Source organism: Actinomycetota bacterium, assembly GCA_035765775.1.
Lineage (GTDB): Bacteria > Actinomycetota > CADDZG01 > JAHWKV01 > JAOPZY01 > DASTWV01.
In genome coordinates this window covers 1-15,655 of record DASTWV010000011.1, presented here as the reverse complement: position 1 = coordinate 15,655, position 15,655 = coordinate 1, and the positions used below count along the sequence as shown (strand labels likewise).

General features: G+C 70.7%; 14 protein-coding genes and 1 tRNA gene. 8 read left to right on the top strand and 7 right to left on the bottom strand.

Features of this window, described 5'->3' with window-relative positions:
• Nucleotides 1-277 precede the first annotated feature (277 nt).
• From VFW71_02190 to ppc, 3 genes are all read right to left on the bottom strand, one after another.
• Nucleotides 278-350, bottom strand: a tRNA-Ala gene (locus VFW71_02190).
• Nucleotides 351-388: 38 nt separating this feature from the next.
• The gene (locus VFW71_02185; protein ID HEU5001573.1) at nucleotides 389-814 is read right to left on the bottom strand and encodes a DUF983 domain-containing protein; all 426 of its coding nucleotides are present in this window, start codon (nucleotides 812-814) and stop codon (nucleotides 389-391) included.
• Nucleotides 815-1,129: 315 nt separating this feature from the next.
• Complete coding sequence (gene ppc / locus VFW71_02180; GenBank protein ID HEU5001572.1) at nucleotides 1,130-3,811, bottom strand: phosphoenolpyruvate carboxylase; 2,682 nt, start codon at nucleotides 3,809-3,811, stop codon at nucleotides 1,130-1,132.
• Between the two features lie 54 nt (nucleotides 3,812-3,865).
• Here ppc and VFW71_02175 point away from each other — a divergent pair, with 54 nt between their 5' ends.
• Nucleotides 3,866-4,750, top strand: coding sequence for a DUF2071 domain-containing protein (locus VFW71_02175; protein ID HEU5001571.1), 885 nt, complete (start codon nucleotides 3,866-3,868; stop codon nucleotides 4,748-4,750).
• A 59-nt stretch (nucleotides 4,751-4,809) separates the two neighbouring features.
• On the opposite strand, the gene VFW71_02170 is transcribed toward VFW71_02175, so the two are convergent.
• Nucleotides 4,810-5,601: an ATP-binding cassette domain-containing protein gene (locus VFW71_02170; GenBank protein HEU5001570.1), complete on the bottom strand. Its 792-nt coding sequence runs from the start codon at nucleotides 5,599-5,601 to the stop codon at nucleotides 4,810-4,812.
• A gap of 61 nt (nucleotides 5,602-5,662) precedes the next feature.
• Between VFW71_02170 and VFW71_02165 the strand changes: the two genes are divergently transcribed.
• A complete protein-coding gene (locus tag VFW71_02165; protein ID HEU5001569.1) occupies nucleotides 5,663-6,475 on the top strand; it encodes a class I SAM-dependent methyltransferase in 813 nt (270 codons plus the stop codon).
• A 109-nt stretch (nucleotides 6,476-6,584) separates the two neighbouring features.
• Nucleotides 6,585-7,058 (top strand): hypothetical protein, encoded by a 474-nt coding sequence (locus tag VFW71_02160; GenBank protein HEU5001568.1) that lies wholly within the window; start codon nucleotides 6,585-6,587, stop codon nucleotides 7,056-7,058.
• Between the two features lie 36 nt (nucleotides 7,059-7,094).
• Here the strand turns inward: VFW71_02160 and VFW71_02155 are convergent, their stop codons facing one another.
• The 3 genes from VFW71_02155 to VFW71_02145 are packed head-to-tail and all read right to left on the bottom strand — an operon-like array spanning nucleotide 7,095 to nucleotide 9,374.
• Nucleotides 7,095-8,000, bottom strand: coding sequence for an SDR family NAD(P)-dependent oxidoreductase (locus VFW71_02155; protein ID HEU5001567.1), 906 nt, complete (start codon nucleotides 7,998-8,000; stop codon nucleotides 7,095-7,097).
• 16 nt (nucleotides 8,001-8,016) lie between these two features.
• Entirely contained in the window at nucleotides 8,017-8,718 is a 702-nt protein-coding gene (locus tag VFW71_02150; protein HEU5001566.1) for an FAD-binding oxidoreductase, read from the bottom strand.
• Nucleotides 8,719-8,771: 53 nt separating this feature from the next.
• Nucleotides 8,772-9,374, bottom strand: coding sequence for a molybdopterin-dependent oxidoreductase (locus VFW71_02145; GenBank protein ID HEU5001565.1), 603 nt, complete (start codon nucleotides 9,372-9,374; stop codon nucleotides 8,772-8,774).
• A gap of 201 nt (nucleotides 9,375-9,575) precedes the next feature.
• On the opposite strand from VFW71_02145, the gene VFW71_02140 reads away from it, so the two are divergent.
• The 5 genes from VFW71_02140 to VFW71_02120 form a co-directional block, all read left to right on the top strand.
• The gene (locus VFW71_02140) at nucleotides 9,576-9,782 is read left to right on the top strand and encodes a hypothetical protein (GenBank protein ID HEU5001564.1); all 207 of its coding nucleotides are present in this window, start codon (nucleotides 9,576-9,578) and stop codon (nucleotides 9,780-9,782) included.
• Between the two features lie 555 nt (nucleotides 9,783-10,337).
• Nucleotides 10,338-11,075 carry a hypothetical protein gene (locus VFW71_02135; protein ID HEU5001563.1) on the top strand — a complete coding sequence of 246 codons (738 nt, stop codon included), beginning with the start codon at nucleotides 10,338-10,340 and terminating at the stop codon, nucleotides 11,073-11,075.
• Nucleotides 11,076-11,274: 199 nt separating this feature from the next.
• The gene (locus tag VFW71_02130) at nucleotides 11,275-11,832 is read left to right on the top strand and encodes an RNA polymerase sigma factor (protein HEU5001562.1); all 558 of its coding nucleotides are present in this window, start codon (nucleotides 11,275-11,277) and stop codon (nucleotides 11,830-11,832) included.
• Nucleotides 11,829-13,208: a hypothetical protein gene (locus tag VFW71_02125; GenBank protein HEU5001561.1), complete on the top strand. Its 1,380-nt coding sequence runs from the start codon at nucleotides 11,829-11,831 to the stop codon at nucleotides 13,206-13,208. Before VFW71_02130 ends, VFW71_02125 begins: the two co-directional genes overlap by 4 nt.
• Before the next feature lie 513 nt (nucleotides 13,209-13,721).
• A partial coding sequence (locus VFW71_02120) for an IPT/TIG domain-containing protein (GenBank protein ID HEU5001560.1) occupies nucleotides 13,722-15,655 on the top strand: 1,934 nt, incomplete at its 3' end.

Genomic DNA, 15,655 nt, shown 5'->3' with positions numbered 1-15,655 from the left:
GGAATTCGACAAGCTCGCCATCCCGACCGCCACCCAGCGCCAGGCCTTCGACCTCATCGGCTCGGCCATCCCCACGGTGCTCAAATGAGCTGTAGACAGAACGCTCGGTCCTTCAAAAGACAAACCCCCTGCTCAGCAAGGGGTTTGTTCACGTTCCGCCGAGCAACTCCGGCCTAGAGCCGAGGGCCGCGGACTTTCTACGGACTCCGCCGAGAAGCAGGGTCATGACTCGGGGCCCAGAGACCAAGACGACAAGCGATAAGACTCTTCTACGGTGTGGAGCCGATCGGACTCGAACCGACGACTTCCTGCTTGCAAAGCAGGCGCTCTACCAGCTGAGCTACGGCCCCGGGGCTGCGGTTCTTAGGATAACGGCCGCCCAGTGCCCCTACCCCCAGGCCCTCCGGCCGTCCATCCGGTGCAGCAGCACGAAGATCGCCGCCCACACCGTCCGGGAGAACGGGGTCAGCAGGAAGGGCACCGCCAAGTTCAGCAGCACGGTGCCCACGGTCAGGCCGGTCCAGGGCACCTTCGGCCAGGTGACGAGGATCCCGATGAAGGCGGTCAGGAAGAAGATGATCATCGTCGCCCCCAGGTTCACGATGATCCAGCCGACCGCGGCATCGCCGTCGGGGTTGAAATCCAGGCCGCAGGTGGGGCACGGCGGCGGCGTCTTGAAGTAGCCCTGCACGATCTTCCTCCGCCCGCACCTCGGGCAGCGCAGGAACATGCCCCGGACCAGCACGGTGACCGGGTCCGCCGTCTTGCCGGACCACGCCACGGCAGTCTCGGAGGGCCCCTCTACTTCCGCCATGTGTCCCCCCTGACCCAGCAACGTGCAACGCCCCGGAATATTAAGAATTCCGCCCAGGGGGCTTCTGGCTCGCACGGAGGGTACTCGGTGATGTACTTTTGCTTAGTCAGGGTGCGTCGGGCAGGACTCAACAGGAGGTGCGGCTTGGCAGCGCAGAACATTCTCACGGTCTTCGTCATCGTCGTCGCTATCGGCTTCGGCCTGTACGGCTACGCGCAGTTCCGGGGCCGCTAGAACTTCATAGCCAGCCCAAGCTCATCTTCGCCCGGGGGCCGACCCCGGGCGATCGCTTTTCTGCGCCCCCCGCACCGCGGCCTACCCGGTGTTGCCGAGGCCGGCCGCCACGCCGTTGACGGTCAGCAGCAGCGCCCGCCGCAGCAGGGGATCCGGGTCTGACGACGCCCGGAGCCGCTCCAGCAGTCCGATCTGCAGATAACAGATCGGGTCGAGGTGCGGCCGGCGGGCCTCGATCGCCTGCTGCAGGTCGGGCACCCGGTCCAGTAGCCGCTCCTGCTTGGTGAGCCGGAGCACCTCGGCCACCGTCAGGTCGAACTCGGCCCGCACCGCCGCAAACATCGGGTGCAGCGAGGGATCGACCAGCGTCTGCACCCAGTGAGCGGCGATGCCCAGGTCCGCCTTGGCCAGCGTGAACTCCACCTTCGCCAGGAAGGTCCGGAAGAAGTGCCAATGAGCGGCCATGTCGACCAGCGCCTCCTCCCTGCCCGCCCGGCGGGCCGCGGCCAGACCGGACCCGAGCCCGAACCAACCGGGCACCAGCTGGCGGGACTGGTTCCACCCGAACACCCAGGGGATCGCCCGCAGACCCTCGAGGCCCGCCCCGCCCGGCCGGGACACCGGGCGGGAACTGATGTTCAGCGCGCCCAACTCCTCCACCGGGGTGGCCGAGCAGAAGTACTCCAACAGCTCGGGAGCGTCAACGAAGGCCCGGTAGGCGGTGAACGCGGCGCCCGCCACGACGTCCATCACGGCGTCCCACTCGGCCAGCAGCTGCCGGGAAACCCTGGACTCCCGGTGGAGCAGCGACGCCTCCAGCACCGCTTCCAGCGCCGACTCCAAGTGGTAGCGGGCGAGCCTCGGCACCCCGTACTTGGCGGCGATGACCTCGCCCTGTTCGGTGAACTTGATCTGGCCCTCGAGCGTGCCGAAGGGCTGGGCCAGGATGGCCTCGTGGGTCGGCCCGCCGCCCCGGCTCACGCTCCCGCCCCGGCCGTGGAACAGACGCAGCACCGCCCCGTGGCGCTGCATGACGTCCCGGAGCTGGCGCTGCGCCCGGTGGATCTCCCACTGCGACGTGGTGATCCCGGCCTCCTTGTTGGAGTCCGAGTAGCCGAGCAGCACCTCCTGCAGGTCGCCCCGCAATGCCACCAGCCGCCGGTACCCCGGATCGTTCAGCAGCTCGTCCATGATCGCCCCGGCCCGGCGGAGCTCGTCGATGGTCTCGAACAACGGCACGAAGCCGATGCGGGCGACGCCGGCGTGGAGGTCGATCAGGCCCGCCTCCCGGGCGAGGATGACGGGGGCGAGGACGTCGTCGGCCCCTCGGCTCATCGAGATGATGTAGCTCTCGATCACGCCCGGGCCGAAGCGGTCGAGGGCGTCCCGGACCACCGAGAAGGCGCCCATCGTCCGGGCCTGGTCACCCTGGAGCGCCAGCAGGCGGCCGGCGAGAGGGCGGCGGCTCTGGAGCTCAGCGGCCAGGAAGGCGGTGCGCTCGGTCCGGCTCATGCTGGCGTAGGGCACCGGGGCAGCGCCTGCCTCGTCGATCAGGGTTCCGACGACCTCATGATGGGCGGCGGCGTGCTCCCGGACGTCCATGGTGGCCAGGCCGAACCCGAGGGCGGCGATCGTGCGGATCGCCCGGCGCAGCGGCCCGTCGGCAATCCGCTCACCGTGGCAGCGGCGCAGCGAGGCATCCATGAGCTGGAGCTCGGCGAGCAGCTCGCCGGCGTCGGCGTAGTCGCAGCCGGGCGAATGGTCCATCCCCCGGGCGAACCGGTGGCCGGTGTTCTCCAGCCGGCGGTGGATGTAGCAGCACTTGAGCCGGTAGGGCTCCTCGGCGTGCAGGCGGACGAAGGTGGCGTACACGTCGGGCAGCTGCTCGGCATCCTGGCGGAGGGAGGCGGCCAGCTCGGCCGAGACCCCGGCGAGCCGGCTGGAGGTGCTGACGTCGCGGAAGAGCTGGTCGATGATCCGGATCAGCGCCTGGATGCCCCGCTCGTGCAGCCGGATGAGCACGGCGAGGGTGACCGCCGGGGTGACGTTCGGGTTCCCGTCCCGGTCGCCGCCCACCCACGTGCCGAAGCACACCGGGCGGGCAGCCGCCGGCAGCCTGATGCCGAGACGCTCCAGCTCCCGGTCGACGTCCTCCAGCAGGTCGGGGATGACCTCGGTGCCCAGCTCGGTGAGGTAGTAGAGGACCGACGCCGCCTCGTCGAGCGGGTCGGGCTTGTCGATGCGGAGCTCGTCGGTCTGCCACATCCCGTCGATGACCTCGGCGAGCCGGCGGTCGGCCCGCTGGAGGTCGGCGGGGGAGGTCGCCGCCGTACGCTGGGCCAGGAGCTCGGCCAGGTTGCGCAGCTTGGTGAGGAACGTGCGGCGGGCCGCCTCGGTGGGGTGGGCGGTGAACACCGGCCGGACCTCGAGGGCGGCCACCACCCGGTCGATGACCTGCCGGTCGCTGACCTCGCTGCGGATCCGGCCGATCAGAGGCGACAACCCCCAGTCGGGCCCGGTGGACACCGCTTCGACCTCCCGCACCTGCTGGGCGACGTTGCCGAACCGGGCGAAGGCCGAGAAGGCCCGCACCAGGCGGATGGTCGTCGGCAGGTCGAGCGCGGCCAGCACCTCGCTGAGGCGGCCGGGCGTCTGCTCCGTGAGGCGACGCAACTCGCGCATGAGAGCGAGCAGCTCAGGGCCCTCCTGACGGTCGAGGGACTCCTCGAGCAGGGCGCCCAGCCAGTCGATCCCGGTTCGCATCGGCACATCTTGTCGCGAAGCCGGGTGGATGCGAGGCGGCGGCACAATGGGTTGGTGACCGCCACCGCCCTCTGCCCGTTCACCATCGACTCGCCGATCATGCTGCAGCGCTGGGAGCGCCTGACCTTCCTGCACTGGTCCTTCGACCCCGCCGACGTGCAGGCCCTCCTGCCGCCCAACCTGCAGGTCGAGCCGCTGGAGGGCCGGGCCTGGGTGGGCCTCGTCCCCTTCTTCATGCGGGTGGGCGCCCGGGGCGGGCAGCGGGTGCCCTGGGTGTCCAACTTCTGCGAGACCAACGTGCGGACCTACGTGGTCGACCAGGAGGGCCGGCGGGGGATCTGGTTCTTCTCGCTCGACGCCGCCCGGCTGAGCGCCGTGGTGACCGCCCGGACGACCTACCGCCTGCCCTATTTCTGGTCAGCGATGCGCCTGGTGGAGCGGCCGGGCACCATCCGCTACGACTGCCTGCGGCGCTGGCCGGGGCCGCCGGCGACGAGCCGGGTGGAGATCCGGATCGGCGAGCCGTACGCCTCCGAGGAGCTGAGCGAACGGGACCACTTCCTCACCGCCCGGTGGATCCTGTTCAGCGCCGCCGGCCCCCGGGTGCGCTACGCGCGGGCCGCGCACGGTGCATGGCCGCTCCACCGGGCCACCGCCGAGGTGGTGGCGGACGACTTGGTGACGGCGGCGGGGCTGCCGCGGCCGGAGGGCGAGCCGCTGGTGCACTACTCGCCGGGCGTCGAGGTGCGGATCGGGCGCCCGGAGCGCTACGGCCGGTCATCGAGCCCGCCGGGTGAGGCCGTAGACCGTCCCGGAGCCTTCCGACTTTGGGGATTCGTGCAGCCCGCACGCGGGCAAGGCAGGCTCGGGACAATGCCGGACGAGCTCAGTGACCGCTTTGTCTCAATACCAAGGGCCATGGGCGATATTTGTGCATAGCTGAACAGCATATACCTGCTCACACATGCACAAAAGTTTGCACCCGTCGGCGGATGCGCTCACGAGGCGGCTCGCACGGCCGCCCAGCGGCCTGCCGTCCGTACGACGTGCACGTCCACGCCAAAGCCCCGGCTGATCACCTCATCCGTAATAACGTCGCAGACCGGCCCGCGGGCCACCGCCCGGGCCCCGTTCAGCAGCAGGGCGTGGGTGGTGGTGACGGGCAGATCCTCGAGGTGGTGGGCGACGACCACGCTCGCCAGGTCGGGGGAGCTCCGGGCCAGGCCCGAGAGGGCCTCGAGCAGGTCCTCCCGACCCGCCATGTCGAGCCCGGCGGTGGGCTCGTCCAGCAGGATGAGGCGGGGGGCGGGCATCAGGGCCCGGGCGATGAGCGCCCTCCCCTGCTCGCCCTGCGAGCAGAGGCCGAAGGCGCGGCCGGCGAGCCCGGCAATGCCCATCAACGACAGTAGCTCCGACGCCCGGGAGCGGTCCTCCGGGCCGTAGTGCGCCCAGAGGGGCTGGACCGTGCCGGTCGCACCGGTGAGGACGACATCGGCGAGGGAGAGCTCGGGCGGGGTGGGGTGCACCGGGTTCACGAAACCGATGAGCGCCCACAGGCGCCGCACGTCCACCCGGCCCAGCCGCCGCCCGAGGACCTCGACCGTCCCGCTGCTCGGGTGGCGCAGCCCGGCGGCGAGGCGCAGCAAGGTCGATTTCCCCGCCCCGTTGGGGCCCAGCAACGCCCAGTGCTCCCCCGCTGCGACCGACCAGGAGATGTCCGCCAGCAGCGTGGTAGGACCGGGGACCCAGACCGTGGCGTGGGCAACGTCGAGCAGGACGGTCGATGGCATCGCCACATTGTGCCTGCGCCCGTATGCTGGGTCGGCCGACGCCGGGGAGGGAGCGAGAGAAATGTCAGTCCAGGCGCAGTACAGCCGGGGCACACTCCTGGCCGATCTCGAGGCCGCTCTGGTCGCCGCCGGGCGGGACCCGGAGCACCTGGGCCCGGACGACCTTTCCGAGTTCGAGGAGTTCCACACGCTCGGTCGCCCGGCGACCATGGCTCTGGCGGAGGCGGCCCAGATCACCGCCACCGACCACGTTCTGGACGCCGGCTGCGGCCTCGGCGGCCCGGCCCGCACCCTCGCCCGGCTCACGGGGTGCACCGTGACCGCCGTCGACCTCACCGAGGAGTTCTGCACCACCGCCGATGCCCTCACCCGGCATTCCGGCCTCGCCGGCCAGGTGGCCGTCCTGCAGGCGGACGCCCGGGTCCTGCCGTTCCCCGCCGGGGCCTTCGACGTCACCTGGACCCAGCATGTCTCGATGAATATCGAGGACAAGGCGGGGTTCTACACCGAGCTCCGCCGGGTCCTGAAGCCCGGCGGCCGCCTGGCCTTCTTCGACGTCATGGCGGGCCCGACCCAACCCGTCCACTTCCCGGCCCTCTGGACCAGCGAGCCGGCCTGGAGTCACCTGGCCACGCCGGAGGAGACCCGCGCCGCCGTGGAGGCTGCCGGTTTCGAGCCGACGGTGTGGGAGGACGTCACCGCCCTGGCCCTCGCCTTCTTCACCATGGCGGCCACTTTTCTCGCCGCCGGACCCCCGCCGCCGCTCGGCCTGCACCTTGTGATCAAGGACATGCCGGCGAAGGTGCAGAACATGCGCCAGGACCTCGAGGAGGGCCGGGTCACCCTCCTCCGGGGCGTGGCGGTGGCCCGGTAGGCTCCCGACCCATGAGCGAGGACCACACCCCGGGCGGCTGGGATGCGGCCGAGGAGATTGCCCTCTCCCCTTCCAGCTGGGCACCCTCATCGGCGCAGCCCGGCAGCTGGTGGACGAGTACGAGGCCGACGTGGAGCGCCTCGGGGACCAGCGGCCCTTCACCGGCACATGCATGGCCCTTGCCGTCACCGACCCCTCTCATCAGGCCTACGACGCCGGGTTCGCCACGAGGTTCTTGGCAAGCACCCGGGCCCTGGCCGCCCGTCTGGAGCGGGCCCAGGCCCTGGGTTGGTCCTATCCCTGCGCCCCGTTCCTGACCAGCGTGGCCGAAGAGATGGCCATGTGGGCGATCATCCAGGAGGCGTACATCCTGGCCAACGACGCTTCGTCACCCTTCACGCAGGACGAGCAGGCGGGACTCGAAGAGGGCTGCTTCGAGGATCTGGACTTCCTCATGCTGTTCGAGCAGGAGAAGGACGGCTTCGCCGATGAGGAGGGACCGGCGTCCCAGTTGGGCCCCGCCAGCCCCGACTTCGCCTCGTGGTTCGAGCCCTTCCGGCCCGGCTTCGATCCCACGGACTAGAAAAAAGGACACCCCGCCCGCAGATGCCGAGGGGGCTTAGAACGCCGGAGCAGGAGGGGCCGCCAGGCCGGTCTGGCGCTCGCTGACCTCCCACAGCCGCTTCCAGATCGCCGGGTCCTGGGCCTCGGCGTTGGGGGCCACCGGCTTGCAGTCGAAGAAATACTTCCCGCTGCCGTCGGCCGCCTCGGGGGCGTCGGCCAGCCACACCAGGGTCTCGGCCCCCTGCTCGGGGGTCCGGGAGAACGGCTTGATCATGCGCATCTCCAGTGCGGCGAGCGGCCCGTTGTTGTGGTTGAAGCCGGTGGCCACCAGACCGGGATTGAAGCAGGTGGCCGTCACCCCGCTGCCCGCCAGGCGCCGGGCCAGCTCGGCGGTGAAGCAGATGTTGGCCAGCTTGGTCTGGCCGTAGCGCCGGAAGCCCTTGTAGCGCCGCTCGGCGAGGAGGTCGGCGAAGGGGAGGCGCTCGCGCTTGTGGGCATCGGAGGTGGTGGTGATGATCCGGGCAGGCGGCTGGCGCTTGAGACGCTCGAGCAGCAGGTTGGTCAGCAGGAAGGGCGCCAGGTGGTTGAGCGCCCAGGTGGTCTCCACCCCGTCATCGGTCAGCCGGCGTTGGGCGAAGACCGCGCCGGCATTGTTGATGAGGACGTCGATGCGCCCGGGCCGCTCCGCCAGCTCGGCGGCCAGGGCAAGGACCGATGCCTGCGAGAGGAGGTCGGCAACGGCCACGTCGACCACCGGGCCCTCGACCCCGGCCTCGGCGGCCGCAGCTTTGATCTCCTTCGCCGCCTGGGCGCCCCTCGACGGATCCCGGGCGACGATCGTCAGCTGGGCTCCCCGGCCGGCCAACGCCTTGCCCGCCGCCAGCCCGATGCCATGCGTGCCACCGGTCAACACCACGTGACGCCCGGCGACGCCCTCCCAACTACTACTCACTCCAGGCAGTGTAGTTTCCGGCCCCTCAGATCCCGCTGGGCCCGAACCGCTCAGCCCGGATTTCGGCTGGATCCATGCCGGCCGCAACGAGCAGCCCGGTGGCGGTCTCGACGAACCCGTTGGGCCCGCAGGCGTACGCCCGGCCGCCGTTCCAGCGCATCTCGTCCAGCAGGGCGGCGTCCAGCCGGCCCGCCCGGTGGCCGGCCGCCGGCTCCCCCCGGGTGACGGTCACCACCAGCTCGAAGCCATCCCCGGCGGCAGCCAGTTCCGTGAGCTCGGCGGCGTAGAACAGGTCCTCCTCGGTGCGGACCGAGACCACCATGCGGACCCGGACGTCGCTGCCCTGCTGGTGGCGGTGGCGCACCATCGCCATGACCGGCACGATCCCTGAGCCTCCCGCCAGCAGCAGCAGCGGCCCGCCGTCGGCGACGTCCCAGACGAACCATCCGCCGATCGGCCCGCGCACCTCCAGGAGGTCGCCGGGCTGCATCTCGTCCACCAGGTAGGCCGAGACCTCGCCGTCCTCCAGCCGCTCGATGGTCACGTCAATGGTCCCGTCGGCACCGCCGCCATTGGGCGGGGAGGCGATGGAGTAGCTGCGCTCAGCCTGGTAGCCGTCCTCGGCGGTGAGCCGGATGTCGACGTGCTGGCCGGCCCGGTGGCCGCGCCAGGAGGCGGGACGCAGGCGGAGCGTGGCCGCCGAGTGCGTCTCGGTCCACCTGGCCATCAGTTCGGCCTCGACGAAGCGGCCGGCGACTGCATCGACGGGCACGGGCTGGATCAGTCCCCCCAGTACCGCTGCTCGAGCCACGGGTCGCCCCGGTTGTGGTACCCGAGGCTCTCCCAGAACCCCCGCTCGTCCTCCTCGACGTGGCGCAGGCTCCGGACCCACTTGGCGCTCTTCCAGAAGTACAGGTGCGGCACCAGCAGGCGGGCGGGACCACCGTGCTCCGCCGCCAGGGGCTTGCCCTCGAAGGTGTGCACCACCCAGGCCTTGCCGCCGGTGACATCGGCGATGGGGAGATTGGTGGTGTAGCCCCCGTCCGACAGGGCGATCACGTAGCCGGTCGCCGGGGGATCCTCGCCCAGCAGCGTGTCCACCGAGACCCCCTCCCATGTGGTGTCCAGCTTCGACCACTTGGTGACGCAGTGGATGTCGACGGTGAAGCTTTCCTGGGGCAGGTCCCGCAACTCGTTCCAGGTCCACACCCGCTGGGCGACGCCGGTGCCCGACACCGAGAACGTCCAGCGGTCCAGTGGGGTGCGCTGGGTCGGACCGGCGGTGAGGACGGGGAACCCGGTCTCCAGGTACTGGCCGGGCGGGAGGCGGCGGCGCGTGGCGTCGTCGGTCCGGCGGCCACGGAACCCGCGGCTGAAGGGCATCTCTGGTCGAACCCCCGCACGCCCCCTCGGCGAGGCGTTGCCCCCATAGTGTGCACCCCAGGTGCACCCCCAGGTGGGCCCGCACCGGGCCAACGGTGCGCCAGTTGGCAAGTCTCTTTGGAACAGATGGGTATTACAGTGATGACTGACCGAGCGAAGGCCCCGGTCCCCAGAGGCCGGGTCAGAACCAAGGAGGTGCACATGCCGTCCCAGGATGAGGAGCAGATCCGCCAGGACGCCGAGAAGGCGAAGGCCTACTTTTCGAAGATGCCCGGGTTCGAGTCCTCGGCAACAGGGCGGCCGCCCATGCCGCAGTCACCAGCGGTGCCAGCGGCGCCCGCAGCCCCCGAGAAGGCCGAGCCGCCCCTGAGCGAGGCCGAGAAGTCCTGGAAGAAGCTGCTGGGGTAGCCGTACACCGAACGTGGTCCCGGAGCGGGCCGGGCCTGCCCCTGCCGGAGGGGGCGGGCTCAGCGGTCCGGTGGGGCGCATCCCCCGCCGGACGCCTCTGGCGGGACCTGATGGGCTGCCCTATGGCCGGCGAGGCAGTCGCTGCACACCCGAGCGTTGCACCGGGTGCAGATGTGCACCCTGGTGGGGTTGGCGGTGACCGCTCCGCACTCGTCGCAGCGGTATCTCATCTCCAGCATCGCTGCGTGAGCATAAGCCGGGATCAGCCCAGGGCGTGTGGTACGTTCTCGGCAGTAGGTATGTGTTATCGACCGCTTCCTGGAGCGGCCAAGGGCAGTGCGGTCGGGCAACCCGCGGCCAGCGTGGTCCCGTCCCCTGCCGGTAGAAGGTGCGGGCCCGGTGGGTTGAGTTGACCCGAGGTGCCAGTGACCTCCTGCCGCCGCCATCCAGACGACCCAGGCCCAGCTCGACAGCCCTGACCGCACGGGACCCCGGTCCCATCCCACAAGGAGACCACCGATGCCCAGGAAAAGCTCGCAAGCGTCATCCACCGGAGTGATCGATAGGCCCGACGCCACCACACTCGACCTGCGTCCCGGCGCGGTGGTCAGCCCGGAGGTCGTCAACGTGTTCGCCGAAGGAGTATCGGCCGGGGTCGAGGGCCTGCACCTCGCACCGCTCGCCGGGCGCCCGTCGGGAGCGGCCATCGCTCTGTCCGTCCAGGCCTGGGTGCGCAACCTGTCCTACGACAAGGACCTGTGGGTGGACCTCCGCCTGCTGGGCGAGGACGCCGTCCTCCATGCCGAGACGCTGCCGCTGTCCTACCAGGAGGGGGCCGAGGGCGGGGGCGACTTCTTCGCGCTGGGCACCGCGGTTCCGGCCCCCAAACCCCAGCCGGACGGGCCGACCACCCGGACGTTGTGCTACCGGCTCTACGGCCAGATGAACGGCCAGATCTTCACCGACGGCACCCTGCACACCCACGAGGTGCACGTCCTGGCCCCGGCGCCCAAGGGCAAGGGCGTGGCGAAGGCGGAGGCCAAGACGGACGGGAAAGCGCAGGCGGCTCCCGAGGCCCCGGCAATGGCGAAGTCCGCGCCCAAGGCTCCGGGCGCGCCCAAGGCTCCGGGCGCAGCTGCGGCGAAGGTCAAGCCGGCGGGGACCGCTAAGCCCTCGGCGAGCGCCAAGCCGGCAGCCGCCGTTCCGAAGGCCACCCCAAAGGCGGCCGCCAAGCCTGCGCCGACCAGCAATGGCGCGGCGGCTCCGAAGCGCAAGCCGAAGGCCACGAGCTAGCAGTCAGCAGCCAGCTCACAGCTGGCATCAAGGGTGTCCCAGGCCCCGGGTACCACCCCTTTTACGTAGTCAGCTGCCCCTGCACGCACACAATTGGGGAGGGGTAGCTGCTCCTTTTGGGCTACGCAATTTTGCTCCTCAAGGGCTGATTTTCAGGCGTCGAAGATCGTCCTGGAACGCACCTATTGGGGAGGCCCGGTTGTCGCTGGGGGAGAGCTTTCAGACTACGGTCGATGCCGCTCGCTCGGGCGCCCAGTGGGCCTGGCGGGCCATATACACCGACCTCGCCCCCCAGGTGATCGGCTACCTGCGGGCGAACGGGTGCCCCGACCCCGATGACCTCGCCGGCGAGGTCTTCCTGCGCCTGGTGCAGGACATCGCCCGCTTCGATGGCGACGAGGCTCACTTCCGTTCCTGGGTCTTCGTCATCGCCCACCACCGCATGATCGACGAGCGCCGCCGCAGGACACGCCGTCCCGAGGCGCCCCTCATTCTGGAGACCCTGCACAGCTCGGACGCCATTGGCGACGTCGAGCAGGAGGCGCTGGACCACCTCGCCTCGGTCGGCGTCGAGGCCATCATCCGGCGCTGCGTCCCGGACCAACGCGACGTGCTGCTCCTGCGGGTCATCGCGGGCCTGTCCCTGGCCGAGACCGCCGACGTCGTCGGCAAGAGCATCGGGGCGGTGAAGGCACTGCAGCGGCGGGGCGTGGCAGCCATCGCCCGGGAATTCACCAGAGAAGGCGTAACCCTGTGAGCCCGCGGGACGGTTGCCCCCACGAGATGGACGACGTCACCCGCATGAGCGATACAGACATCGAGCGTCTCCTCACCGGCAAGGCGCCGCTCGGTGGGGAGGACGCCCCGGATCTGACCAGCTTCTTCGCCGACCTGAAGAGCCGTTACGTGGCCGACCCGCCCCCGGCGGTCCGCCAGGCCCACCTGGCTCAGATGTTCGACAAGCTGCCCGACGCCGCCCGCCTCCCCATCACGCAGCAGCGTACTCAGCAGCGGCCGACCCCCCGACCCGGTACCGATACCGGGACCCCCGGCCGCCCACCCTGGAGGAGGAAGGTCGTGTTCAGCAGCCTCTTTGGAACTCTCACCGCCAAGATCTTGGCCGGCGTGGTGGCCGCAGCCGCCGCCACTGGCGGGCTGGCAGCAGCCGGCGCCCTGCCGGCTCCCGTCCAGAACATCTTCTCGGCCGCCGCCGGCAACCCCACTCCGGCAGTCAGCGCGTCGGCCGGCGTCCAGCTTGAGGCCGAGGAGCACCAGGCCCAGCAGGTCGCCTCCACCGTGGGCAGCTTGATCGACCAGGTCAACGCCAACGCCGGTGCCCCCTCGAAGATCACCTCGGCGGCCCTCGACACCGCCGGCACCTGCACGCAGAACGTGACCTCCCTGGCCGGCGACCTCGTGCACGACATCGACGGGGTGCTCACCTCGGCAGGCGCCCAGTCCCTCGCCGCCCGGGCCACCGCGCTGGCGCAGGAATCCATCGGCTGCGCACTGCCCAACGGCACCACCGTCAGCTCGACGGTCAAGGTGCCGCCGGTCATCAGCAACGCCGCCTCGACCATCGCCACTGCCATCCAGGGCTGCTCGGCCCCGCTCAAGAGCGCCATCGAGACGCTGGTGCAGGCCGCCATCAAGGCCAAGACCTCCGCCGAGATCCAGGCACTGGGCCAGGACGCCAAGGCAGTCGCCAGCGCCGCCCAGGCGTGCGCCTCCGCTCTTGCCGGGGCGCTGAAGAGCCTGGCGCCGACGCTGCCCAAGATCCCCACCTCGACCGTCGGCAACCCGCTCAGCGGCCTGCTGTCGCTGGTGCCCAACCTGCCGAAGCTGCCGGGCATCACGGGCGGCACCTCGGGCGGCGCCGGCGTGACGGCGACGGTGCCGAACCCGGCCTCCCTGTTCGACCCGAGCGCCTGGCTGAAGCTGCTGTCCTCGCTGCCCAAGGGCTTCACCGGCAGCGCCGGCGTGACCGGGACGGCGGGCACCACCTCGGGCAGCGGCTGGACGGGCATCACGGGCTCCTGGAACACCGGCGGCTCGTGGAACCCCTTCACCGGCTCCGCCTCGGGCTCGGTCTCGGGCTCGACCGGGACCACCACCCACACCGGGCACCACTAACCACTGACCGACCTACTGACCGATCGACCTACTGACCGACCTGCTGACCCGGCAGGGCACCACCGCACCGGTTCCACCCGCATAGCATCGCCCCGACGCCGGTCCCCCCCGGCACGCAGGCCCCCGTACTCCGGCTGAGCCCCGGAGCGGGGGCCTGCGGCGCGGTACGGGCCACCAGGCTTTTGGCGGCCCTTCGGGCGGGGCGGGTTCGGGCGGACTTGCATTCTGTGTACATCGACGTGGCTGGCAATGACACCCCGGTGTACACAGAATGTCTCAAGCATCCCCGGCCGGGCCTGTTTGGGCAGGATAGACATCCCGCAGGGAAGGTTCGGATCTTAGCCGTAGGGGATTAGGAAAATTTTATGGCGGTGTGGCAGTTCCCGGCTTAAGGTCGGCGCCCGGCCCTCCGAAACCATTAATGCTTCAGTTCTTCGCTTCGCTGCGCGCGCCTGGTCTCGAGGGGGGGTCGGCCGCGTGGGGGGATACGTCGGCCGAGCAGCAGGGGGGAGCATGCACGCGTTCAGCACCGAATCACGCCGTCTCCGGAGGCTTCTGACCGCCCTCGGGCTCGCCGCCACACTCCTTGCCGCCCAGTTCGTGGTGGCCGCCGCCGTCTTCGCCGCCGCCGCCACCATCCATGCGGTGGGCTCGGAGATCACAGCCACAAGCAGCGAGCAGACGACGCTGGCGGTGTCCCCGGCCGCGGCGGGCAACGTGCTGATGCTGGCCGTGGAGACCAAGTTCACCTCCGGGCCGAGCTTCACCGTGCAGTCGGTCACCGGGGGTGGGGTCAGCAGGTGGTCGAAAGCCTCCTCGTACTTCACCCTCGACCACATCCACGGCCAGGAACTGTGGTGGGGGGTCGTGACCACTGCTGGGTCATCGACCATCAATGTCGCCTACAGCATCCCCCCCTCCTCGTCCACAGCCACCTCGCTGGACCTGCAGGAGTTCTCCTCGTCGGCGGGCGCCTCGACGGTGTGGTCGGTGGACGCCACCGGCAAGGTGGACAACGGCGTCGCCTCCACCACCCTGCGTTACCCGAGCCTCAGCCCGTCGTCCAGCTCCGAGCTGTACTGGGGGTACCTGGCGGTCCCCGGGTCGCTGAACGCCGGGGCCACGCCGGGCTGCAGCTACCAGTACGACGCCCGCTCGAACCAGGTCGTGTACTGCCCGTCGGTGTCGTCCACCATCGCCCCGACCGCCTCGTCGTCGTCGCAGACCTACTCCTCGATCGGGATGCTGGTCCAGGCCTCCACCCAGGGCGGCGGGCTCGCCCCGGCCGTCACCGGGCTCAGCCCGTCCAGCGGGCCGGTGGGCACCACCGTGACCATCACCGGGTCCAACCTGGGCGGGGCGACGTCGGTCAGGTTCGGCACCACCGCCGCCACCGGCTTCTCGGTCAACGGGTCGGGGACCCAGATCATCACCACCGCACCGGCGGGGACCGGAACCGTGGACGTCACCGTCGCCACGCTGCTCTTCGGGACGTCGGCGACATCGGCGGCCGACCGGTTCACCTACGCTTCGGCCACCCCGCCCGCAGTCACCGGGGTCAGCCCGGTGTCCGGGACGGCGGCCGGGGGCACGGCGGTCACCATCTCCGGGTCGAACTTTGCCGGGGCCACGGCGGTCAGGTTCGGGACCACGGCCGTGAGCTCGTTTGTGGTCAACGGGACCGGGACCCAGATCACCACCACCTCGCCGGCGGGCTCGGGCACGGTCGATGTCTTTGTCACCACCCCGTCGGGCACCAGCGCCGTGGTGGCCGCCGACCACTTCACCTACACCTCCGGTGGCGGGGGCGGCGGGGGCGGGACCCCGGCCGCCATCTCGGCGGTGACCGGGCTCACCTCGGTGACCTCGGCGGAGCAGACCTCGATGGCCGACTCGCCCGCTGCCGTGGGTGACGTGCTCACCCTGGCGATCGAGACCAAGAACTCGGGTGGCCCGGTGCCGGCGGTGACCTCGGTCAGCGGGGGCGGGGTGGCCACCTGGCACCAGGCGATCGCCTACCCCGGCTCCGACGCCACCCACGGCTACGCCATCTGGTGGGGCGCCGTCACCACCGCCGGCTCCTCCACCATCTCGGTGGCCTACGACGTCGCCTCCTCGGCCAACACCGCCAGCGCCCTGGACCTTGAGGAGTTCTCCTCCTCGGCGGGGGCGGCCACGGTGTGGTCGCTCGATGCCTCGGGCAAGGTGGACACCGGGGTGGCCTCCACCACCCTGGCGTACCCGAGCCTGACGCCGTCGTCCACCTCGGAGCTGTACTACGGCTACCTGAACGTGCCCGGGGCGCTGTCGGCGGGATCGACGCCGGGGTGTGTCTACCAGTACGACGCCCGGGACAACCAGGTGGTCTACGACACCAACGTCTCGGCCACCATCGCCCCCACCGCCCCGAGCAGCTCGCAGACCTTCGCCTCGATCGCCGTGCTGCT

What these genes read in the sequence shown, in the direction of transcription:
- VFW71_02185 (HEU5001573.1), bottom strand. Translation starts at nt 814, where the DNA reads ATGGCGGAAGTAGAGGGGCCCTCCGAGACTGCCGTGGCGTGGTCCGGC.
- ppc (HEU5001572.1), bottom strand. Translation starts at nt 3,811, where the DNA reads ATGCGAACCGGGATCGACTGGCTGGGCGCCCTGCTCGAGGAGTCCCTC.
- VFW71_02170 (HEU5001570.1), bottom strand. Translation starts at nt 5,601, where the DNA reads ATGCCATCGACCGTCCTGCTCGACGTTGCCCACGCCACGGTCTGGGTC.
- VFW71_02165 (HEU5001569.1), top strand. Translation starts at nt 5,663, where the DNA reads ATGTCAGTCCAGGCGCAGTACAGCCGGGGCACACTCCTGGCCGATCTC.
- VFW71_02150 (HEU5001566.1), bottom strand. Translation starts at nt 8,718, where the DNA reads ATGGCCAGGTGGACCGAGACGCACTCGGCGGCCACGCTCCGCCTGCGT.
- VFW71_02145 (HEU5001565.1), bottom strand. Translation starts at nt 9,374, where the DNA reads ATGCCCTTCAGCCGCGGGTTCCGTGGCCGCCGGACCGACGACGCCACG.
- VFW71_02140 (HEU5001564.1), top strand. Translation starts at nt 9,576, where the DNA reads ATGCCGTCCCAGGATGAGGAGCAGATCCGCCAGGACGCCGAGAAGGCG.